The 20,891-nt window shown below is 65.4% G+C and carries 24 protein-coding genes and 1 riboswitch; of the genes, 7 read left to right on the top strand and 17 right to left on the bottom strand.

Translation table 11 applies throughout. The annotated features are described in order from the left end of the window. The 6 genes from NQJ30_RS03895 to fabF all read left to right on the top strand — a co-directional run. Positions 1-403: transketolase-like TK C-terminal-containing protein (locus tag NQJ30_RS03895; RefSeq protein ID WP_441339087.1), on the top strand; the 403-nt coding region annotated here is incomplete at its 5' end. A gap of 240 nt (positions 404-643) precedes the next feature. Next, complete coding sequence (locus NQJ30_RS03890; RefSeq protein WP_255768402.1) at positions 644-1,888, top strand: PucR family transcriptional regulator; 1,245 nt, start codon at positions 644-646, stop codon at positions 1,886-1,888. 88 nt (positions 1,889-1,976) lie between these two features. Then, a complete protein-coding gene (locus NQJ30_RS03885) occupies positions 1,977-2,906 on the top strand; it encodes an ACP S-malonyltransferase (protein WP_255768401.1) in 930 nt (309 codons plus the stop codon). Further along, positions 2,903-3,964, top strand: a complete 1,062-nt coding sequence (locus NQJ30_RS03880) for a beta-ketoacyl-ACP synthase III (protein WP_255768400.1) — start codon at positions 2,903-2,905, stop codon at positions 3,962-3,964. Before NQJ30_RS03885 ends, NQJ30_RS03880 begins: the two co-directional genes overlap by 4 nt. 82 nt (positions 3,965-4,046) lie before the next feature. Beyond that, positions 4,047-4,292 (top strand): acyl carrier protein, encoded by a 246-nt coding sequence (locus NQJ30_RS03875; protein ID WP_009359314.1) that lies wholly within the window; start codon positions 4,047-4,049, stop codon positions 4,290-4,292. A 154-nt stretch (positions 4,293-4,446) separates the two neighbouring features. Further along, positions 4,447-5,685, top strand: coding sequence for a beta-ketoacyl-ACP synthase II (fabF, locus tag NQJ30_RS03870; RefSeq protein WP_255768399.1), 1,239 nt, complete (start codon positions 4,447-4,449; stop codon positions 5,683-5,685). Positions 5,686-5,832: 147 nt separating this feature from the next. Here the strand turns inward: fabF and NQJ30_RS03865 are convergent, their stop codons facing one another. The 16 genes from NQJ30_RS03865 to NQJ30_RS03790 form a co-directional block, all read right to left on the bottom strand. Beyond that, entirely contained in the window at positions 5,833-6,336 is a 504-nt protein-coding gene (locus NQJ30_RS03865; RefSeq protein WP_255768398.1) for a DUF3145 domain-containing protein, read from the bottom strand. Positions 6,337-6,610: 274 nt separating this feature from the next. Further along, a complete protein-coding gene (locus NQJ30_RS03860) occupies positions 6,611-7,537 on the bottom strand; it encodes a tyrosine recombinase XerC (RefSeq protein WP_255768397.1) in 927 nt (308 codons plus the stop codon). Between the two features lie 50 nt (positions 7,538-7,587). Then, positions 7,588-8,772, bottom strand: coding sequence for a DNA-processing protein DprA (dprA, locus tag NQJ30_RS03855; RefSeq protein WP_255768396.1), 1,185 nt, complete (start codon positions 8,770-8,772; stop codon positions 7,588-7,590). A gap of 16 nt (positions 8,773-8,788) precedes the next feature. Further along, a complete protein-coding gene (locus NQJ30_RS03850) occupies positions 8,789-10,333 on the bottom strand; it encodes a YifB family Mg chelatase-like AAA ATPase (RefSeq protein ID WP_255768395.1) in 1,545 nt (514 codons plus the stop codon). Next, entirely contained in the window at positions 10,334-10,690 is a 357-nt protein-coding gene (locus NQJ30_RS03845) for a YraN family protein (RefSeq protein ID WP_255768394.1), read from the bottom strand. Between the two features lie 129 nt (positions 10,691-10,819). Continuing rightward, a complete protein-coding gene (locus NQJ30_RS03840) occupies positions 10,820-11,146 on the bottom strand; it encodes a DUF2469 domain-containing protein (protein WP_111909356.1) in 327 nt (108 codons plus the stop codon). Between the two features lie 67 nt (positions 11,147-11,213). After that, positions 11,214-11,945: a ribonuclease HII gene (locus tag NQJ30_RS03835; RefSeq protein WP_255768426.1), complete on the bottom strand. Its 732-nt coding sequence runs from the start codon at positions 11,943-11,945 to the stop codon at positions 11,214-11,216. Positions 11,946-11,992: 47 nt separating this feature from the next. Further along, positions 11,993-12,814 (bottom strand): signal peptidase I, encoded by an 822-nt coding sequence (gene lepB, locus NQJ30_RS03830; protein WP_255768393.1) that lies wholly within the window; start codon positions 12,812-12,814, stop codon positions 11,993-11,995. Then, positions 12,815-13,492, bottom strand: a complete 678-nt coding sequence (gene lepB / locus NQJ30_RS03825) for a signal peptidase I (protein WP_255768392.1) — start codon at positions 13,490-13,492, stop codon at positions 12,815-12,817. Between the two features lie 83 nt (positions 13,493-13,575). Beyond that, positions 13,576-13,935, bottom strand: coding sequence for a 50S ribosomal protein L19 (gene rplS, locus NQJ30_RS03820; protein ID WP_255768391.1), 360 nt, complete (start codon positions 13,933-13,935; stop codon positions 13,576-13,578). A 269-nt stretch (positions 13,936-14,204) separates the two neighbouring features. Next, on the bottom strand, positions 14,205-15,053 hold the full coding sequence (gene trmD / locus NQJ30_RS03815) for a tRNA (guanosine(37)-N1)-methyltransferase TrmD (protein ID WP_255768390.1): 849 nt from the start codon (positions 15,051-15,053) through the stop codon (positions 14,205-14,207). Then, a complete protein-coding gene (gene rimM / locus NQJ30_RS03810) occupies positions 15,054-15,599 on the bottom strand; it encodes a ribosome maturation factor RimM (RefSeq protein WP_255768425.1) in 546 nt (181 codons plus the stop codon). A gap of 130 nt (positions 15,600-15,729) precedes the next feature. After that, positions 15,730-15,972: an RNA-binding protein gene (locus tag NQJ30_RS03805; protein ID WP_056349097.1), complete on the bottom strand. Its 243-nt coding sequence runs from the start codon at positions 15,970-15,972 to the stop codon at positions 15,730-15,732. Between the two features lies 1 nt (position 15,973). Then, entirely contained in the window at positions 15,974-16,390 is a 417-nt protein-coding gene (rpsP, locus tag NQJ30_RS03800; RefSeq protein WP_255768389.1) for a 30S ribosomal protein S16, read from the bottom strand. A gap of 208 nt (positions 16,391-16,598) precedes the next feature. After that, positions 16,599-17,036 (bottom strand): hypothetical protein, encoded by a 438-nt coding sequence (locus tag NQJ30_RS03795; RefSeq protein ID WP_255768424.1) that lies wholly within the window; start codon positions 17,034-17,036, stop codon positions 16,599-16,601. Between the two features lie 114 nt (positions 17,037-17,150). Next, entirely contained in the window at positions 17,151-18,026 is an 876-nt protein-coding gene (locus NQJ30_RS03790; protein ID WP_255768388.1) for a VOC family protein, read from the bottom strand. A 119-nt stretch (positions 18,027-18,145) separates the two neighbouring features. Next, a riboswitch (TPP riboswitch) is annotated at positions 18,146-18,253 on the top strand. A gap of 64 nt (positions 18,254-18,317) precedes the next feature. Between NQJ30_RS03790 and thiC the strand changes: the two genes are divergently transcribed. Then, positions 18,318-20,156 carry a phosphomethylpyrimidine synthase ThiC gene (gene thiC, locus NQJ30_RS03785; RefSeq protein WP_255768423.1) on the top strand — a complete coding sequence of 613 codons (1,839 nt, stop codon included), beginning with the start codon at positions 18,318-18,320 and terminating at the stop codon, positions 20,154-20,156. On the opposite strand, the gene NQJ30_RS03780 is transcribed toward thiC, so the two are convergent. After that, entirely contained in the window at positions 20,139-20,873 is a 735-nt protein-coding gene (locus tag NQJ30_RS03780) for an alpha/beta hydrolase (RefSeq protein ID WP_255768387.1), read from the bottom strand. The two genes, thiC and NQJ30_RS03780, sit on opposite strands and share 18 nt — an antisense overlap. Positions 20,874-20,891 lie beyond the last annotated feature (18 nt).

The following is a 20,891-nucleotide window of genomic DNA, read 5'->3' as shown; positions in this document are numbered from 1 at the left end:
GTCCTGGAACGAACTGCGCCGCGACGGCATGGCCGCCGAGGAAGAAGCGTTCCTCAACCCGGGCAAGCCTGCCCGCGTACCGTTCGTTACCCAGCAGCTCGCGGGCGCCACCGGCCCTGTGGTTGCCGTCACGGACTACATGAAGGCCGTCCCGGACCAGATCCGCCAGTTTGTGCCGAACGAGTTCGCAACGCTCGGCGCGGACGGCTTCGGCTTCTCCGACACCCGCGCCGCAGCCCGCCGCTTCTTCAAGAACGACACCCACTCCATCGTGGTCCGTTCCCTGGAGATGCTGGCCCGCCGCGGTGAGGTTGATGCCCAGGCCCCGGCCCAGGCCATCGAGAAGTACAAGCTGCACAACGTCAACGCCGGTTCCACCGGCAACGCAGGCGGCGAATCCTGATCCGCCCCCTGTGAGTTTTTGTCCAGCTAACACCACCAAACGGCCCTGATCGGCCCTTTATCCGGACAAAAACTCCGCGGACGCACAGAACGACGACGGCGGCCCCCACCAAAAGGTGAGGGCCGCCGTCGTCGTTCCCTTGCGTTTGCCGTGCAGGCTTCCGCCTGTGACGCAGGTCCGCCGCCGTTGTAGCCTTTGCACAAAATGGAGCTTGCGCAGCGGGCACCGTATGCTCAGAAGATGCCCGAGCCAACCACCCCTGCTGCGAAGCGCAAACCAGCCGCGCGCAACACCACGCCGGAGAAGTCCGAGACCCTGAAGAAACTCAGGGCGAGTGTCGGCCAACTGTCCACCACCACACTCCGGCAGCTGGAGAAGTCACTCCCTTGGTACTCGCGCCTCAGCTCCGACGAGCGTTCGGCCTTGGGCATGGTGGCGCAGAACGGCATCGCAGCGTTTGTCACCTGGTACGAGCGGCCCAGTTCGCCGTCGTGGATCCTCTCCGACGTCTTTGGCACTGCCCCAACGGAGCTGACCAGGTCCATCAGCCTCCAGAAGGCCCTCCAGCTCATCCGGATCGTGGTGGAAGTCGTGGAGGACCAGGTGCCCGTCATCGCCCCCGAAGCGGACCAGCCGTCCCTGCGCGAGGCTGTACTGCGGTACTCGCGGGAGGTAGCGTTCGCGGCCGCGGACGTGTACGCAAGGGCCGCCGAATCGCGCGGCTCCTGGGACACCAGGCTCGAGGCCCTGATCGTGGACGCCATCCTGCGCGGTGAAAACACCGACGCGCTGCGGTCCAGGATTGCTGCCCTGGGCTGGAAAGCACAGGAACGGTTCACTGTCATGGTAGGAAATTCCCCGTCCGAGCCAAGCGCGAGCTACGTCAGCGAACTCCGCCGCCTGGCCGGCCGCTACGCCGAAGACGCGTTGGTGGGCATCCAGGGTGACCGGCTGATCCTGATCCTGGGCGGCCTCCAGGACCGGGAGACCGCGTACCTGAAGCTCAGCGAAATGTTCGCGCCGGGACCGGTGGTCTACGGCGCGGAGGCCGGCTCCCTGCTGGAGGCCAGCGGGTCCGCGCAGTCGGCTTTCGCCGGCCTGACCGCCGCCCGTGCCTGGCCGTCCGCGCCCCGGCCGGTTGCCGCCGACGACCTGCTGCCCGAACGCGTCATCTCCGGTGACGAAGCCGCACGCCGTTCCCTCGTCAAGAACATCTACCGTCCGCTGGTGGCCGCCTCGAACGGCCTGGTGGAGACGCTGGGGACGTACCTTGAATTGGGCCATTCGCTGGAGGCGACGGCGCGGGAACTGTTCGTCCACGCCAACACCGTCAGATACCGGCTCAAGCGCGTCTGCGACGTGACCGGCTGGGATCCGCTCCTCCCCCGTGAGGCGTTTGTGCTGCAGGCAGCCCTGGTAGTGGGGCGTCTCGCAACCCCGCCCAAAGCGCCCACCGAACGTCACGCGGCGCGGAATCAGACCTGAGGCGTTGTAGACTTCCTACAATCTGACCCCTTGAGCTTGGTGCAGAGAAACACCGCTGAATGACACCGCAATTTGGAAAGCTGGTTAAGTGCTTGCAATAGTCTGCCCTGGACAGGGCTCACAGACCCCGGGTTTTCTGGCCCCCTGGCTGGAACTGCCTTCGGTAGCAGGCCAGCTGGCCTCCCTCAGCGAGATTGCAGGCATCGACCTGACCGCCCATGGGACCACCTCGGATGAGGAAACCATCAAGGACACCGCCGTTGCGCAGCCCCTGATCGTCGCCGCCGGGCTGATCGCCGCAAAATCCCTGTTCGACGTTGAGCTGGGCACCCTCCCGGTCATTCTTGCCGGCCACTCCGTAGGGGAGATCACCGCTGCTGCCCTGGCCGGAGTACTCACCGATCAGGAAGCCATGACGTTCGTCCGGGAACGCGCCAACAGCATGGCTGCGGCTGCGGCCGTGACACCTACCGGCATGAGCGCCGTGGTGGGCGGGGACCCGGCTGAGGTACTGGCCGCCATCGAAGCGTCCGGAGCCACCCCGGCCAACGTCAACGGCGCCGGCCAGACAGTCGCCGCTGGAACCTTTGACCAGCTCAAGGCCCTGGCCGACAACCCGCCGGCCAAAGCACGCGTCATCCCGCTGAAGGTGGCCGGGGCGTTCCACACCTCACACATGTCCCCTGCGGTGAGCGCCCTCGAGGCACTGAGGCCGGAGCTCAAGCCGCAGAAGCCGCAGGTGCCGCTGCTGTCCAACTTCGACGGCGCGGAAGTGATCGACGGCGGAGCCGCCGTCGAAAGCCTGATTGCCCAGGTGTCCCGGCCGGTACGCTGGGACCTGTGCATGGAAACGCTCGTGCAGCGCGGCGTCACCGGCCTGATCGAACTCGCGCCGGCGGGAACCCTGGCGGGCCTGGCCAAGCGCGGCATGCCCGGCGTCAAGACCGTTGCTGTTAAAACCCCGGACGACCTCACGGCCGCACTGGCACTCTTCGCAGAATTGGAGGGCGACGCATGAGCGTTCCCACGCTGAACCAGCTTCCCGTCAACCAGTACAGCCGCATCCTCGGTCTGGGTGCCTACCGGCCGGACGTCATCGTCACCAACGAAGACGTCTGCCAGTGGATTGATTCTTCCGACGAATGGATCCGCCAGCGCACCGGCATCATTACCCGCCACCGCGCCCCGGCTGAGGTCAGCGTCATTGACATGGCGGCCGGCGCAGCGCAGGAGGCCCTGCAGAAGGCAGGCATCGAGGCCTCCCAGCTCGGCGCCGTCATCGTTTCCACCGTGACGCACCCCTACGCCACGCCGTCGGCTGCCGCCGCGGTGGCAGACCGCATCGGCGCGACGCCGGCACCCGCCTTCGATATCTCAGCCGCGTGTGCAGGGTACTGCTACGGCATTGCGCAGGCAGATGCTTTGGTGCGTTCGGGTGCCGCAACGTATGTCCTGGTGGTTGGTGCAGAGAAGCTCTCAGACGTCATCGACAACCGGGAACGCACCATCTCCTTCCTGTTGGGTGACGGCGCAGGCGCGGTTGTCATCGGCCCTTCGGACATCCCGGGCATCGGACCCTCCGTGTGGGGCTCGGACGGCAGCAAGTGGGACGCGATCGGCATGACGCGTTCCATGCTGGATGTCCGCGACCTCAGCATGGCCGCCCGCCAGTCCGATGAATCCGGCGACTTCGCCCTCCTCGAAGAGGCGCAGGAGCTCTACCCGACCCTTCGCCAGGACGGCCAGACCGTCTTCCGCTGGGCAGTCTGGGAAATGGCCAAGATGGCCGAGCAGGCCCTCGTGGTGGCCGGCATCAAAGCCGAAGACCTCGTCGCCTTCATTCCGCACCAGGCCAACATGCGGATCATCGATGAGATGGTCAAGAAGCTCAAGCTCCCCGAGTCCGTCGTTGTGGCCCGGGACATCGCCGACGCCGGCAACACGTCGGCGGCCTCCATCCCCCTGGCCACCCACCGCCTGCTCCAGGAAAACCCTGAGCTCAGCGGCGGCCTCGCGCTGCAGATCGGGTTCGGCGCCGGACTGGTCTTCGGTGCCCAGGTAATCGTCCTTCCTTAATACGCCCCACACAGGCCGCACCCCCGCGGGCTGAACCATTTCCGGCATCCCCTGCCGGCAATAACAAGAAAAGGAGCCGTCAATGGCTAGCAATGAAGAGATCCTGGCCGGCTTGGCTGAAATCGTCAACGAAGAAACCGGTCTTGCCCCCGAGGCTGTTGAACTGGACAAGTCCTTCACGGAGGACCTGGACATCGACTCCATCTCCATGATGACCATTGTGGTCAACGCCGAAGAGAAGTTCGGCGTGCGCATCCCGGACGAAGAGGTCAAGAACCTCAAGACCGTGGGCGACGCCGTGAGCTTCATCGCCGGCGCACAGGCTTAGTCAAGGCTTCAGCCCCTTACGGCTGGCAGGACTGCCGGTCCGCCCACAAGGCGTGCCGGCAGTCCACCCTATTTTCCGGGCAGCCAACTGCCCAACACGCGGGACCCCGCCGGAGTTACCGGATACGGCCTGCCCACCGACAGAGAGTGATCCAATGACACGCAAAGTAGTCATTACCGGTCTGGGTGCCACCACGCCCATTGGCGGCGACGTACCGACAATGTGGAAGAACGCATTGAAGGGCGTCTCCGGTGCCCGCACCCTGGAGGACGAGTGGGTTGCCAAGTACGAACTGCCCGTCCACTTCGCAGCGCGCTGCACCACCCCGGCCCTGGATGTCCTGAGCCGCGTTGAAGCCAAGCGCATGGACCCTTCCACCCAGTTTGGCGTCATCGCTGCGCGCGAAGCCTGGGCTGATTCCGGCATCACGGAAATCGACCACGACCGCCTTGCAGTCGCCTTCGCCACCGGCATCGGCGGTGTATGGACCCTGCTGGACGCCTGGGACACCCTGAAGGAAAAGGGCCCCCGCCGCGTCCTCCCCATGACAGTGCCGATGCTGATGCCCAACGGCGTCGCAGCAGCCGTCAGCCTCGACCTCGGCGCCCGCGCCGGGGCCCACACGCCAGTGTCCGCCTGCGCCTCCGGCACCGAGGCCCTGCACCTGGGCCTGGACCTGATCCGTTCCGGTAAGGCCGATGTGGTGATGTGCGGCGGCGCCGAAGCAGCCATCCACCCCATGCCCCTTGCTGCGTTCGCCTCCATGCAGGCGCTTTCCCGCCGGAACGACGACCCCCAGGGTGCCTCCCGCCCGTACGACCTCGGCCGTGACGGCTTTGTGATGGGCGAGGGCGCCGGGGCGCTGGTCCTGGAGGCCGAGGAGCACGCCCTCGCCCGGGGCGCGCGCATCTACGGCGAATTGGCCGGCACATCCGTGACCGCCGACGCGTACCACATCACGGCTCCGGACCCCCAGGGACTGGGCGCCACCCGCGCGCTCAAGGCCGCCATGTTCGACGGCCGCGTCCAGGCCGAGGACGTGGTCCACGTCAACGCGCACGCCACCTCCACTCCCGTGGGCGACAAGCCCGAGTACACCGCTCTTCATGCCGCCCTGGGGAACCACATCGAAAACGTAGCAGTCTCCGCCACCAAGTCACAGATGGGGCACCTCCTGGGCGCTTCAGGTGCGGTGGAGGCAGTCCTCACGGTTTTGGCCGTCTACGAACGCAAGGCCCCGGTGACCATCAACCTCGAGAATCAGGATCCTGAAATCCCGCTCGACGTCGTCACCAAGACGCCGCGCGAACTTCCGGCGGGCGACATTGTGGCCCTCAGCAACTCGTTTGGATTCGGCGGCCACAACGCCGTCATCGCGATCCGCAGCGTCTAGCAACAACACCGCTGACGCCAGAGGAGGCCCCGCCATTGTGCACTGCACAATAGCGGGGCCTCCTCTTTGCTATGGAGATGGAAAAGCACGACGGCGGGCGGCGACGGCGGCCTTCCGGCCGCGTTCCGGCGCGTGGTACTGCGGGTGTCAGCCGACCTGGTGCAGCCAGCGGACCGGCGCGCCTTCCGCCGCGTGGCGGAAAGGTTCGAGTTCCTCATCCCAGGCCTCACCGAGGGCCAGGGAGAGCTCGTGGTAAACAGCCGAGGGATCGCCGGCGCCTGATTCGTAGGCGTAGCGGATCCTGTCCTCCGACACCATGATGTTGCCGTGGACGTCCGTGGTGGCGTGGAATATGCCCAGCTCGGGGGTGTGGGACCAGCGGCCCCCGTCAACGCCCTGGCTGGGCTCCTCCGTGACCTCATAGCGGAGGTGCGCCCACCCGCGCAGGGACGACGCAAGCACCGAACCGGTCCCTGGGGTACCTGTCCAGGAGAGCTCGGCACGGAACATTCCGGGCGCGGCAGGCTGAGGGGTCCACTCAAGATCCGTCCGCTTATCCACGACGGATCCGATGGCCCACTCGACATGCGGGCACAAGGCCGTAGGGGCCGAGTGAACGAACAGCACACCGCGGGTCATTGCAACAGACATTCCATCCTCCATAGCTGTAGGTACGTCTTCCCCAACGACCTCTGCCCGGATGAAACTGCCTGTGCCCTGATTCCAGCGGCGGTGTTCCTGCCTGATTATTAAACTGTGTCCGGACTTAGGGTGACGCGCGAAGCGAAGGAGCTTCAAGCGAGACTTGAAAGTTGCCGGACGTGACTCTTATTGTGCCGTACGCTGCGTAATTACGCCAGTGCGATTCGGAACCCGAGCCGGGAGCGGTCTTCGGTCTCCCGGCACGGGTTGCGGGTGCCCTCCGTCAGGCCCTCGGGTGGGCCTGCTGGTAGCTTTTGCGCAGGCGTTCCACCGAGACATGGGTGTAGATCTGTGTGGTGGCCAGGCTGCTGTGGCCCAGGATTTCCTGGACCGCCCTTAGGTCCGCGCCGCCATCGAGCAGATGCGTGGCTGCGGAGTGCCTGAGGGCGTGCGGCCCGGTTGCCGAGGTGTCCCCGAGGGCGTCGAAGAGGTCCTTGACCACGGTCCGGACCTGCCGCTGGTCAACGCGGTTGCCCCGTAAACCAAGGAACAGGGCGGGGCCGCTGCGGTCCGTCGCCAGGTGCGGCCTGCCCCGGCGGAGCCAATCGTCGACGGCGACTGCCGCCGGAACACCATAGGGGACGGTCCGTTCCTTGTTGCCTTTGCCGATAACGCGGAGGGTGCGGCGGTCGGGATTGAGATCGTCCACGTCGAGGCCGGCCAACTCCCCCACCCGAAGGCCCGTGGCGTACAGGACTTCCACCATGGCGCGGTTGCGCACCGGAAGTGGCGAGCCCTCTGCGGCGGCTTCCTCCAGGCTGCCGAGCAGTCGCAGGAGCTGCTGGGACTGCAGGACGCCCGGCAGTGACTTTTCGGCTTTGGGTGCCCTCAGTCGGAGGGCAGGGTCCACGGCGATGAATTCTTCCCGCATGGCCCAGGTGGTGAAGGACCTTGCCGTGGCCGATCTCCTCGCCAGGGTTGAACGAGACATCCCGGCCTGGCTTTGGGCGCCCAACCAGCTGCGGAAAGTTCCCAGTTCCAATGCCGCCAAATCGGTAATGCCTTCCGTGACGGCGTATTCCAAGAAGCTTCGCAAGTCCGAGAGGTACGCCCGGCGGGTGTGATCGGACCGTGCCCGCTCGGCTTCCAGATACCGTCCGAAGCCGGCCAGCGCCCGCTCAAACGGCGGGGGAAGTTCCTGACTTGTCACCGTTCCACTGTCCCAGAAGGTTGGATGTTTTATGTCCGTGACACAGCCAATCAGCCGGAATCCTTGGCCCGCTTCCAGCCTCCCCGCTCCGACACCGCCAGTCCCAGCAGCCCCAGTCTGCCCAGCCCGGCACGAACGGACTCGACGCTCAGGCCGGCCACAGCACAGAGTTTCTCCACCGACGTGGTGGACCGCAATGGCAAGGCGTCCAGGAGGATGAGGTCTTCCAGCGTCAGGCCGTCGTGCTCAGCCGCATGCGCGGTGCCGGGCTCGGCAAGGCCATCACCGCTGGGTGACGCCAGCTCGGCGATCTCGGCGGCGTCGGTGACGCAGACTGCGCCGCCGTCACGGAGCAGCCGATGGCAGCCGGCCGAATTTGCGCTGTGAACGGAGCCCGGCACTGCACCGACCGCCCGGCCAAGGCTCTCGGCGTGGTGTGCGGTGTTCAGCGCTCCGGAACGCCACCGGGCTTCCACCACCACGGTGACAGCGGCCAAAGCAGCGATGAGCCTGTTCCGCTGCAGAAAACGGTAGCGGGTGGGTGCCGATCCCGGCGGGACCTCCGCGATCACCGCTCCCTGGTTGCAGACGGCACGAAGGAGGTCTTCGTTGCCGGACGGGTAGAACCGGTCAACGCCTCCCGCCATGACGGCAATGGTGGGCATTGGCCCCGCTCCCCCGGCGAGCGCTGCCCGGTGGGCGTGGGCGTCGATGCCGTACGCGCCTCCGGAAACCACGGTGAAGCCCCGTTGTGCGAGCGAGTACGCCAGGTCTCCGGTCACCGACGCACCGTAGCTGGTGCTGTCGCGGGAACCCACCAGCGCCACACTGCGGACCAGGGCAGGCAGCTCTTGTTCCACGCCGCGCCACCAGAGGCAGAGGGGCTCCTGCATGCCCAGATCGCCGAGTTGTCCGGGCCAAAGCTCATCCGATGGAATGATGACCCGGCCGCCAAGGCGGGCCATGGTGGCCAGATCGCGTTCGGGGGCAAGGTCGGGGATGCGCGGCGCCCACCGTTTCCGGGCCGCCGTGAGGCCGCCCCAGCCGGCTCCGGCGCCGTTGTCAGCGAGCAGGCCCGTGATCTCCTGTTCGAGTGCCGGCCCCGCGGTGGCCTGGCCGGTGGCAATCCGGAGGGCATCCTGGGCGCCGGCCACCTGCACGAGTGCGAGGCCCGCCGCGTCCTGGGGTTCCATGAGCCGGGACAGTGCGGCCCGGGCAATCCGTTCGTTATCCATGGTCAGGTGTGTCCTTTCAGGCAGCTGCCGAGGCAGCCTGGCGCAGGCCGAGGGCCTGACCGATGTCATTGGTGTCCGGTGCGTCACGGTCCGATAGATCCGCCAATGTCCAGGCGAGGCGCAGGACCCTGTCGTAGCCCCTGGCCGTCAGGACACCCCGCTCCAGGGAATGGTCCAGGATCCGGGTGGCCGCGGCGGGGAGCCGGAGCGCTCCGCGCAGAACGCGGCCCGGGACCTGGGAGTTCGTTTCCAGGCCCAACGGCTCCAGCCGCTCTGCCTGCCGCTGGCGGGCCTGGCACACCCGTGCTGCCACGGCGGCGGTGTCCTCCTCCGCTCCTGCCTGCCCGAAGTCAGCGAGTGAAACGCGCTCCACCTGCAGCTGGATGTCCACCCGGTCCAGCAGCGGCCCTGACATCCTGGCAACATAGCGGCGCCTCATCATGGGCGTGCAGGTGCAGTCCAGGCCCTTTCCTGAGGCCTTGCCACACGGGCAGGGGTTCGCGGCCAGGACCAGCTGGAAGCGGGCCGGATACGCGGCCGTGCCGGCCGACCGGTGAATGACCAGCTCGCCGCTCTCCAGAGGCTGCCGCAATGCGTCCAGGACACGCCGTTCGTATTCCGGCGCCTCGTCCAGGAATAGCACCCCGCGGTGGGCCCGCGACGCGGCACCTGGGCGGGGCAACCCGGAACCGCCGCCAATGATCGCGGCGGCAGTGGCCGAATGGTGGGGGTTCTCAAACGGCGGACGCCGCAGGAGCTGAGCGGTGGACGAGGGCAGGCCGCACAGCGAGTGGATGGCCGTAACTTCCATGGCCTCGTTATCGGCCAGATCCGGCAAGAGCCCCGGCAGTCGTTCCGCCAGCATGGTCTTTCCCGCGCCGGGCGGTCCGGTCAACAGCAGGTGGTGTGCCCCGGCCGCGGCCACCTCCAGCGCGCGTCGGGCATCGCCCTGGCCGGAGACATCGGCCATGTCCGGCACCAGTGCGGCACCTGGTACGGAATCCCCAAGGCCTGATTCATCCTCGGGTTCGAAGTCCAGCGCCAGTTCCTGCGGATCGGCGCCGAAATCGAGGGCAAGCCTGGCAAGGGTCCGGTATCCCCTGACGGAGGCACCCGGGACGAGCGAGGCTTCGGCGAGGTTGGCCTGAGCCACCACCACGTCCTGGTAACCCGCCTGCACGGCTGCCATCACTGCGGGCAGGATACCCCGTACGGGCCGCAGCCTTCCGTCCAGGCCCAGTTCGGCGATGAAGACCGTGCGCTCGGTGGGCTTGATATCGTTCGCTGCCCGGAGGACCGCCATTGTGACGGCCAGATCAAAACCCGAACCGCGTTTGGGCAGCGACGCGGGAATGAGGTTGGCCGTGATCTTGCGCCTGCTCAAAGGAATTCCGGAATTCTTGGCGGCCGACCGGATGCGCTCTTTGGCTTCGTTGAGGGCTGCGTCCGGCAGGCCGAGGATTACAAAGGCCGGCAGCGTCTGTCCGATGTCTGCTTCGACTTCGACGATGTATCCGTTCAATCCCACCAGCGCCACCGAGTAGGTCCGTCCGAGCGCCACCTACCCCACCCCCTTGAGGTGTTCCACCAAGGGATCGCCGCCGCCGTCGTCCACCACGGCAACCACATCAACCCGACGCAACGGCATCCGAAGTTCGCGGTCCCGGCACCACGCGGATCCGAGCCGGTGCAGGCGGGCCAGCTTGGCCGCACCCACAGCTTCAAAGGGATGGCCGTAGTCCAGGGACCGCCGGGTCTTCACCTCGGCGATCACGAGTGCGTCCCCGTCCAGAGCCACGATGTCTATTTCGCCTTCGGTACAGCGCCAATTGCGCTCCACCACCAGCATGCCCAGCGATTCAAGATAGCCGGCGGCGAGCTCCTCGCCGCGCTGGCCCAACAGGTCTTTGGCTTTCATTTCTACCTCCGCCTCAAGCCTGCAGGGCATGACGGCGGGCGGCCGAAAAAAATTCAGCTATGTGGGTAACCCCGGCGGAAACTGCCCTGATTGGGAAGGTGGGGAGGAGAAGTGGCCCGTCAGCCGGCGTCAGTTGCCGAGGTCAACGTCCTTCGGCAGGGCCAGTTCTTCATTGCGCGGCAATTCTTCGACGTTGACATCCTTGAAGGTCAGTACCCGGACTGTCTTCACAAACCGTGCCGAGCGGTACACGTCCCACACCCAGGCGTCCTGCAGGGTCAGGTCGAAGTAGACCTCGCCATCCGCACTCCGGGCCTGGAGGTCAACATGGTTGGCGAGGTAGAAGCGACGCTCCGTTTCGACAACGTAGCTGAAGAGCCCGACGACGTCCCGGTATTCACGGTAGAGCTGCAGCTCCATGTCGGTTTCATAGTTTTCAAGATCTTCAGCACTCATGCTTCCATCTTGCACCATCGGGGACTCCCCGGGCACAGCACCGCGCGATCCAGCCCCGCACCGGGTATCAGAGGTCGCCGCCGAGGAGATTCCAGCTGACCCGGTGGTAGGGGGTGGGGCCGGCCAGGCGCAGGGCGTCGCGGTGAATGGCCGTGGCGTACCCCTTGTTGACGTCCCATCCAAAACCGGGAAATTCGGTATGCAGGCCGCGCATCTGCTGGTCGCGTTCCACTTTGGCGATTACACTGGCAGCAGCCACGCTTTGGCACTGCATGTCTGCCTTCACCTTGGTGTGCACCGGCGCCTCGCAGCCATTCTCAGTCACAGGCTCCTCGAACAAGGACAGCTGTCCTGCCGGTGAGAGCCAGTTGTGGCTGCCATCGAGCAGCACAACGTCCGGGCTCACACCTGCTGTGAGGATCTCCAACCATGCCCGGGTCCCGGCGAGCCGCAGGGCCGCAATGATGCCCAGGGCGTCAATTTCAGCCGCTGAGGCGTGGCCCACTGCCGAAGCCACACTCCAGTTCCGGACCAAGGGTGCCAGCCGCTCCCGCTCCGGGGGGCTGAGCAGTTTGCTGTCACGCACGCCGGGGAGGGACTTCTGGGTAAGGAGGTCCACGACGGCGATTCCGACGCTCACAGGTCCCGCGAGGGCCCCCCGACCCACTTCGTCGACGCCGGCCAGGTATCGGGCACCCTGGGCCTTAAAGGTTCGCTCGTATCGAAGCGTAGGCGCTTTGGAGCGGGGGCCTGCGGCCGGGCGGGTCGCCGCTCTAACGGGAACTGCTTTGACGGGAATTGCTTTAACGGGAGGGCCCAGAGGAGCCGGGGCGGCTGTAGACACAGTTATCCCCCCGCAGGCACATTCCGAAAGACGTCGGGGTAATTGTCCAGCACAGAAATCCGGTTGAGCGGCCACGCGATGACGGCCGCCTTGCCCTCCACGTCCGAAAGGTTCACGAATCCGCCGTTGGTGTCCAGATGGGAGCGGGAATCAGCCGAATGGTTGCGGTTATCGCCCATGACCCATACCTTTCCCTCCGGAACGACCACGTCGAAGGGGCGGACCTGCGGCACCTCCGCGGCGTTGACATAGGTTTCATTAATCGGCGTTCCGTTAACCGTCAGTTTACCGGCGTCGTCACAGCAGATCACGTGGTCACCCGGGAGCCCGATGACGCGTTTAACCAGGTGCTGTTCAGAACTGTCCGGCAGCAGCCCCACGAACGTGAGGCCATCCTGGACCCACGTAAACGGGCCGGACTCCTTCGCCGGGGCAGCTGCCAGCCAGCCCTGGGTATCGCGGAAGACCACCACATCACCCCGCGAGAGCGCGAACGGCTCGGGGACCAGCAGGTTGACAAAGATTCTGTCGTTCACGTCCAGCGTGTTCACCATGGACTCGGACGGGATATAGAACGCCCGGAACAGGAAAGTCTTGATCAGGAAGGACAGCACCACGGCGATCACCACCACGGTGGCAACCTCCTTCAGCCAGACAAATATCTGTCCGGGCACCCCATCGTTAGCCTTCGAAGGCGCCGAACGCCGGCCCTGTGCCCCCGGTGACCGCGATGCGTCAGCGCCGGTGTCCGGCGCTGACTGATCCGCGGTTCCCTCGGCGCCGTCACGCGGCGTCCCGGGTGTCGGCGTGTTGTTCTCGGGCATCTACGGTCCGTTCTCTGTGGTAGGTCCTGCCGCGTACGGCCGTGGTACTTCAGCAAATCTATCAAGCGGCCAGATGATGTGGACCGGCCTGCCGATTACCCTGGCCAGCGGCACCATACCGCCGCCGGGTGCGCCGAGCAGGCTGCGTGAATCAGCGGAGACCGAGCGGTGGTCGCCCATGAGCCACAGCCGTCCCTCGGGGACCACGGCGGTGAACTTCTGGGTGCTCGGCCTGTCACCCGCAAAGACGTACGGTTCCTCAAGGGCCGTCCCGTTCACGGTGAGCTTTCCGCCGGCATCGCAGCAGACCACGGTATCGCCGGGGAGCCCGATGACCCTTTTGACGTAGGTGGTGTCACTCCCGGTCAGGCCCAGCCACTGACTCGTTGCGGTGAGGGACTCTACCAGCGGACCTTTTCCGCTGTTCAGCGGGGCAAAAGATCCCCTGCCGTCAAACACGACGATGTCGCCGCGGCGGATGGGTTCATCGCGGAAATCGGTCCTGGAGACCAGGATGCGGTCGCCGCCTTCAAGCACGGGTTCCATGGAGTCGGAGGGAATGAAGTAGACGTCCAGCCAGAGCGAACGCACCAGTCCGCTGATGCCCACGGCGAGGATCAGCGCCAGGAACGCAAAACGCCAGCCCATTCTTCTGGGCTGGCGTTTTGTCTGGTCCATGATCCGTATTCCTGGGGCGCTGTTGCTAGTGGCTCTGGCGCTGGCCTGGCACGGCTGGGGCCTGCTTTGTAGGTCCCGGGGACTTACTTGGCGGTCTGGAAGTCGCGCTTTTCCTTGATCTTCGCAGCCTTACCGCGCAGTTCACGCATGTAGTAAAGCTTGGCGCGGCGCACGTCACCCTTGGTAACGAGCTCGATCTTGTCGATGATCGGGGAGTGAACCGGGAAGGTACGCTCCACGCCGACGCCGAAGGAGACCTTGCGGACCGTGAAGGTTTCGCGGACGCCGTCGCCCTGGCGGCCCAGGACGAAGCCCTGGAAGACCTGGACACGGGAGTTCTTGCCTTCGATGATGTTCACGTGCACCTTGAGGGTGTCACCTGCGCGGAACTCGGGAACATCGGTGCGCAGCGAGGCTGCATCTACGGAATCGAGAATATGCATAATTGCACTCCTGGTGAACGCCACGGGTCATTCACTTTGGGTCACGGCGGCCAAACCCGGGAACGCAGGGCGCCCCGGCAATTTACCGCCGAAAGTTAAGTGGTCCGGTGCCTTCACTGCTTGAAAGTACCGGGTTGTCTAAGCTGTTGGTTGCGCTCCCCCTGTGGCAGGTGCGGACCCAGCAGACACAAGGACTAATTTTGCCACACTAGCGTGCCTTGAGCCAATTGCCCCCGATTCGAAGCGGATGCTCAGGCCGGGGCGGATGCTCAGGCCGAAGGGTCCACGCCGGGATCGGGTTGGCTGCCGGCACTGCCTGCACCTGCTGCGGACGGGCGGGGATGGAGGCGGCCGTCGACGACGTCGTAGCCGAGGCCGGCAAGAGCAGTCCGGTCGGCGCGGGGCAGCTTGCCGGCGTCGAACGTTTCCAGGAGGTCAGGGCGGCGTTCAGCCGTCCGCCGATACTGTTCGTGACGGCGCCACTGCGCGATCTTCCCGTGGTTGCCGCTCAGCAGCACCGCAGGAACCTCCCGATCCCGCCAAACGGAGGGCTTGGTGTACACGGGATATTCCAGCAGTCCGTCAGAGTGCGATTCCTCCACCAGGGATTCGGGGTTGCCCACCACACCCGGCAGCAGCCGCCCGATGGCCTCAACCATGGCCAGGACGGCTACTTCACCGCCATTGAGGACGTAATCGCCCAGGCTGACGGTCCGGACCGTAAAGTGCTCCGCTGCCCATTCGATGACGCGCTCATCAATGCCTTCATAACGGCCGCAGGCAAAAACGAGCTGGTCCTCTTCCGCGAGCTCATAGGCCAGCGCCTGGGTAAACCGCTCCCCCGCCGGTGACGGCACGATCAGCACCGGCGCGGCTGCCCTGTCCGCGCTGGCCTCAGCCACCGAAGCCAGCGCCTGGGCCCACGGTTCGGCCTTCATCACCATGCCGGCGCCGCCGCCATATGGGGTGTCGTCCACGGTGCGGTGTTTGTCGGTGGTGAAACTCCGCAGGTCGTGGACCCGCAGGTCCAGCAGGCCGTCCTGCCGGGCCTTGCCGATGAGCGAGAGCTCCAGGGGCGCCAGGTATTCAGGGAAGATACTGACGACGTCGACTCTCATCTACGCGTTGTCTTCCGGTTCGCCGGCGGCAGCTTCGTCGGTGTTGATTTCGAACAGTCCGTCCGGCGGCGTGAGCAGCACAAACCCCTCGGCAATGTTGACTTCCGGGACGATCTGCTCAACAAACGGGATGAGAATTTCCTTGCCGTCGGCGTCTTCGACCACCAGTAGGTCCTGAACGGGCATGGTGTGCAGGGCGGCAACCCTGCCCACCACCTGCGAGCCTACCCGGGCCTCAAGGCCGACCAGTTCGTGCTCGTACCAGCCTTCATCATCGTCCTCGTCCAGCTCTTCGGTTTCGATGAACAGCTTCGCGCCGCGGAGGGTTTCAGCTTGGTTCCGGGTTTCAATTTGTTCGAAAGCGAGCAGGAGGATGTCCTTGTTCCAGCGCGCGCTTTCAACCGTCAGCGGCCCGGCCGAGGCCGGCTCCACCACAAACTCGGTCCCCGGGACAAAACGGTCGGCGGGAGCATCAGTGAGCACCTGGACCGTCACTTCCCCGCGGATTCCGTGCGGTTTCCCGATTCGCGCCACCTGAAGCTGCATCTGTTCCTCTGTTCCGGTTGTGGGATGACCCACGGTGTTGTGTTAAAAGCACTGGTTGATAAAAGCACTCCGGCCCCTCCACCGCCAGGGGTGGAAGGGCCGGAGCAATAAAGCTGTTGTTGCCGAGCGCTTAGCGGCGGCGGTCGGTGTCGACGACGTCGACCCTTACCGGTTCGCCGTCTGCCAGAGCCGCCACAACCGTGCGCAGTGCACGTGCGGTGCGGCCTTGGCGGCCGATCACCCGTCCCAGGTCATCCTGATGAACACGGACCTCGAGGGTGTCCCCGCGCCGGTTGTTCTTCGAGCTGACCTTGACATCTTCCGGTGAATCAACGATTCCCCGGACCAGGTGTTCGAGCGCTTCTGCCAGCAATCTACTCAGCCTCGGTGGCTTCTGCTTCGGCCGGAGCCTCTGCTGCGTCAGACTGCTTTGCCTTCTTGGTGATGGCTTCCGGAATAATAACGGAACCCTTCTCCGGTGCAACGAAGGCAGCCTTGGGAGCCTTGGTCTTCAGGGTGCCTTCCTGACCCGGCAGGCCCTTGAACTTCTGCCAGTCACCGGTGATCTTCAGGATCGCGGCAACCTGCTCGGTGGGCTGGGCGCCAACGGAGAGCCAGTACTGGGCACGCTCGGAAGCGACCTCGATGTATGACGGCTCTTCGGTGGGGTGGTACTTGCCGATCTCTTCGATGGCACGGCCATCGCGCTTGGCGCGGGAGTCCATGACGACGATGCGGTAGTACGGTGCGCGCATCTTGCCGAAGCGCTTAAGGCGAATCTTTACGGCCACTTTTGTGGTCACTCCTGTTTCAGAAAAGGGGTGAACCGACGTTCTGCACCCGTGGGGCGGGCCATACTTGAGGGTTCGAAGGACAGGATCCGAACGCGGAGAGAGGGGCCACGCAGATCGAGTACCTGTTTATTGTGCCAGATCAGCGTCAGGATTTCGACTTGGCACGGGTCCAGGCCCGCGGCGCGGGCCCGGGGACGGCAGGCCGCTAGGACGACCAGACGTACAACCCGGTGCGATCGGCGTCGTCGATTCCACTGGCGAGCTCCGCGAGCTGCTGCACATAGGTGCGCGCGTCGGCTGCCCCGAAGGGCATGTCGTCCTGGGCCGCCCAATTCTCGGCGACGTCGTCCAGCACGTTGCCTTCACCCTCGGTCTCGTAGCTGAGGAGGTCCGCGAGGGCCCGGACCATGGCCGGCGGAACTCCGAGGAGGGAGTCGCTGGAAACGTCCACCATGGCGAGTTCATAGCCCTCACCGCCGGCGTGCACGGCCGTACCGGCGAGGTCGCCAAGCTGTTCGATCTCAAAGTCACTGACTCCCGGAATCCGCAGCGCGGAACCCGACGGCGAGCCGCCGGCGTCAAGGATGCCGGCACGTTTCAGTGCGGCGTCGTGGGTTGCAACAAAAATTTCAGTGAAGCCCATGGGAACAGCCCTCATTCCGTCGACGTTGCGGCCCTGGCGGGCAGCATCGAGTGCAGCCCCGGCCGTTCAAAATCAGCCTAGTGCATGGCGGGGCGCACTTCCGGCCAGGGCTGCCTACCGGACGGCAACCCGGATATTGTTGCGCCACGGATCCTCGAACCGCAGTTCGGCTCCGGTGTGGTGGGACGCCAGCCCGGCGACCTTCAGGCGGTCGGCGAGGGCACCGACGTCGTCTCCTGTTGGCACTTCGATCAGCACCTCTCCCAGGCCCAGGGTGTCCTTCCGGGGACCGGCGCCGCGGCTGTTCCACACGTTCATGGCCATGTGGTGGTGATAGCCGCCGGCCGAAACAAACAGGGCCTGCCCGTGCCAGCCTGCGGTCTTTTCGAAGCCCAGGGTGTCCACGTAGAACTTGTGCGCGGACTGAACGTCACCCACCTGGAGGTGGATGTGGCCCACGCCGGCGCCTGTGGCAAGCTGGCCGTCCAGCGATTCCTGGGAAAGGTGCTGCTCAAGGTAGCGCTGGGGCGGCAGGGCCAGGCTGTCCATCACCACTTCGGTGCCGTTCCAGGACCAGTTCTTCCGGGGCCGGTCCCAATAGAGCTCGATGCCGTTGCCCTCGGGGTCGTTGAAGTAGAAGGCCTCGCTGACCAGGTGGTCAGCACTGCCGGTGAAGAGTCGCGGGTCATACTGGGCGGCGGTGGCCACAGTCGCGGCCAGCGCGGACTGGTCTTCAAAGAGCAGGGCCGTGTGGAACAGGCCCGCCTCTCCCCTGCCCGGCAGATGCAGCGACGGGGCTGGTGCCAGGTGGACCAGGGGGCGCCGCCGGCGCCCGAGGTACAGGCCGCCGTCCGCTTCAGCGACGACTTCCAGCCCCAACGCCCGCTGGTAGTAGTCGCCCATCACCTTCATGTCGCCTACCTTGAGCATCACCGTGCCCATGGAAAGGTCGGCAGGAAGCAGGTCCTGGCTGGTGGCTTCTGCGGTCATGTGCACGCTCCCGGTCCATTGGCCTTCGGGTTTGAAAGCCGTTCTGGTGTTTATTTTACTTGAAGCTTCAATTTAATTCAAGTGTTTCTGCCCGGTCGTCAAGGGCTGTGGTAGCTTCGTCTTGACCACACGGGGGCCCTTGCAGGGGCTGAGATCGGGCTGACGCAGCCTGCGACCGTTGAACCTGTCCGGGTAATGCCGGCGAAGGAAGTGAGTATTCCATTGAGTACGCAAAAAGCATGGCCCGTTCCTGCCCAAAATGCGACAGCCACCATCCTTGCGGGGGCGGAAATGGCAGTGTCGGAGTTCCAACCCGAAGGCCCCGAAACACCAAGAACCCGGTCGTTGCAGTCCCGCTCGCTGGCGTTCGTCACCGATAAAGCTTCCGGGATCAGGGTCCCGGTCACGGACATCGCCCTCGAACCGTCCCCCAACGGCGAAGCCAACTCCCCCTTCCGGGTGTACCGCACCGCCGGTCCCGGCAGTGATCCGGTAGTGGGCCTCAACCCGTTCCGGCGGGCCTGGATCGAGTCCCGCGGTGACACCGAGCCCTACAACGGCAGGGCACGGAACCTGCTCGACGACGGCAAATCGGCTGTGCGCCGCGGTGCGGCCTCCGCGGAGTGGAAGGGTGCACGGCCGGTGCCCCGCCGCGCCGTCGTCGGCCAAACTGTCACGCAGATGCACTACGCCCGGCAGGGTGTGGTGACCCCGGAGATGCAGTTCGTGGCCCTCCGCGAAAACTGCGACGTGGAACTGGTCCGCAGCGAAGTGGCTGCAGGCCGTGCCATCATCCCCACCAACATCAACCACCCGGAATCCGAGCCCATGATCATCGGCAAAGCCTTCCTGGTGAAAATCAACGCCAACATTGGCAACTCGGCCGTCACCAGCTCGATTGCCGAGGAGGTGGACAAGCTCCAGTGGGCCACACAGTGGGGCGCGGACACGGTGATGGACCTGTCCACCGGCGACGATATCCACACGACGCGCGAATGGATCATCCGCAACTCGCCCGTCCCGATCGGCACCGTGCCCATTTACCAGGCATTGGAGAAGGTCAATGGCGAGGCCAACAGGCTGACCTGGGAAATCTTCCGGGACACTGTGATCGAACAGTGTGAGCAGGGCGTGGACTACATGACCATCCACGCCGGTGTCCTGCTGCGTTATGTGCCCCTCACCGCCAACCGGGTGACGGGCATTGTCTCCCGCGGCGGATCGATCATGGCCGGCTGGTGCCTGGCCCACCACCAGGAGAACTTCCTGTACACGCACTTCGATGAGCTGTGTGAAATCTTCGCCAAATACGACGTCGCCTTCTCCCTGGGTGACGGCCTCCGCCCCGGTTCCACGGCGGACGCCAACGACGCCGCCCAGTTCGCCGAGCTGGATACCCTGGCCGAGCTGACGCAGCGAGCCTGGGAATTTGACGTGCAGGTCATGGTGGAAGGGCCCGGCCACGTTCCGCTCCACCTGGTCCGGGAAAACGTGGAGCGTCAGCAGGAACTCTGCAAGGGCGCCCCTTTCTATACCCTTGGACCGCTGGTGACCGACATCGCCCCCGGCTATGACCACATCACCTCCGCCATCGGGGCCACCGAAATTGCCCGGTACGGAACCGCCATGCTTTGCTACGTGACGCCCAAGGAACATCTGGGCCTGCCCAACAAGGACGACGTGAAGACGGGCGTGATCACCTACAAGATTGCCGCCCACGCGGCAGACCTCGCAAAGGGCCACCCCGGCGCGCACGAACGGGACGACGCCCTGTCCAAGGCCAGGTTTGAATTCCGCTGGCGGGACCAGTTCGCGCTGTCACTGGATCCGGTCACGGCTGAGGCCTTCCACGACGAGACCCTGCCGGCAGAGCCCGCCAAGACCGCCCATTTCTGTTCGATGTGCGGCCCCAAGTTCTGCTCCATGCGGATCAGCCAGGACATCCGGGACGAATACGGCTCTGCCGATGCGCAGGCCGCCATTGCCGGAATCAACAGCGGGATGCGCGAAAAGAGCGAGGAGTTCCTGGCACGGGGCGGGAAAGTCTACTTGCCCGAACTGCAGCGTCCGGCGGCGGTGAACGCCGCAGGGACAGCCGCACGGACAGTCCCTTCAGGAAGCCTGGACTGAGTGTGACCGGCTGACGTCGGCAATAAAGGACCGGATGGCGCGGTCACCTTCGACCGAGTCTTGGGGCCGGTGCCCGCCTGCAGCAATGCGGTGCAGGGCGCCGGTCTCGGTCAGGTAACCGGCGATCTCCTCGTAGAGCGGTTCCCAGCCGCCGGTCAGCACCATGGTGGGGACGCCCGGCACAATGTGCAGCGGAGCTTCCCAGGACGGTGCCTGCAACCGGAGCCTGCGCGCCGACCGTTTCTCCTCCGTGGACGCCGGCTCATGGAGATCCACGGCAAACATGCGCCGCACGTACTCGCGCTGGAAGTCGTCGTCGCCCAGTTCATGCCTGACGTCGAAAAGGGGTTCCATGAGGATACGGTGCGCGGCGGTGGCGGGCAGTTCAGCAGTCAGCGACAGGCACGCCGGTTCCACGAGCGTCAGGGAAAACACAAGGTCCGGGCGCTGGACGGCTGCCATCATGGCGGAAATGGCGCCCTCGGCATGCGCCACGACATGTCCGCCTGCCGCCCCGCGGCCATCATCGGCCAGGGATCTCAGGACGATGGCGGTGTCCGCCTCGAAGGAGGACTCCACCGGTTCAGCAACGGGGTCGAACCCGTGCCGCCGCAGAAACAGTGCATCGTATTTTAACGCCATGCCGTGCTGCCGCGGCCAGGCCGCGGCACCGAACGGTCCGGCGCCGTGCACGAACACTATTCTCTGCTTGAACATGACCCAACCCTATTCCAC

The sequence above is a fragment of the Pseudarthrobacter sulfonivorans genome, assembly GCF_024391045.1.
Classification (GTDB): domain Bacteria; phylum Actinomycetota; class Actinomycetes; order Actinomycetales; family Micrococcaceae; genus Arthrobacter; species Arthrobacter sulfonivorans_B.
Note: the sequence above shows the minus strand (reverse complement) of the source record. Positions and strands in the feature narration are given on the sequence as shown.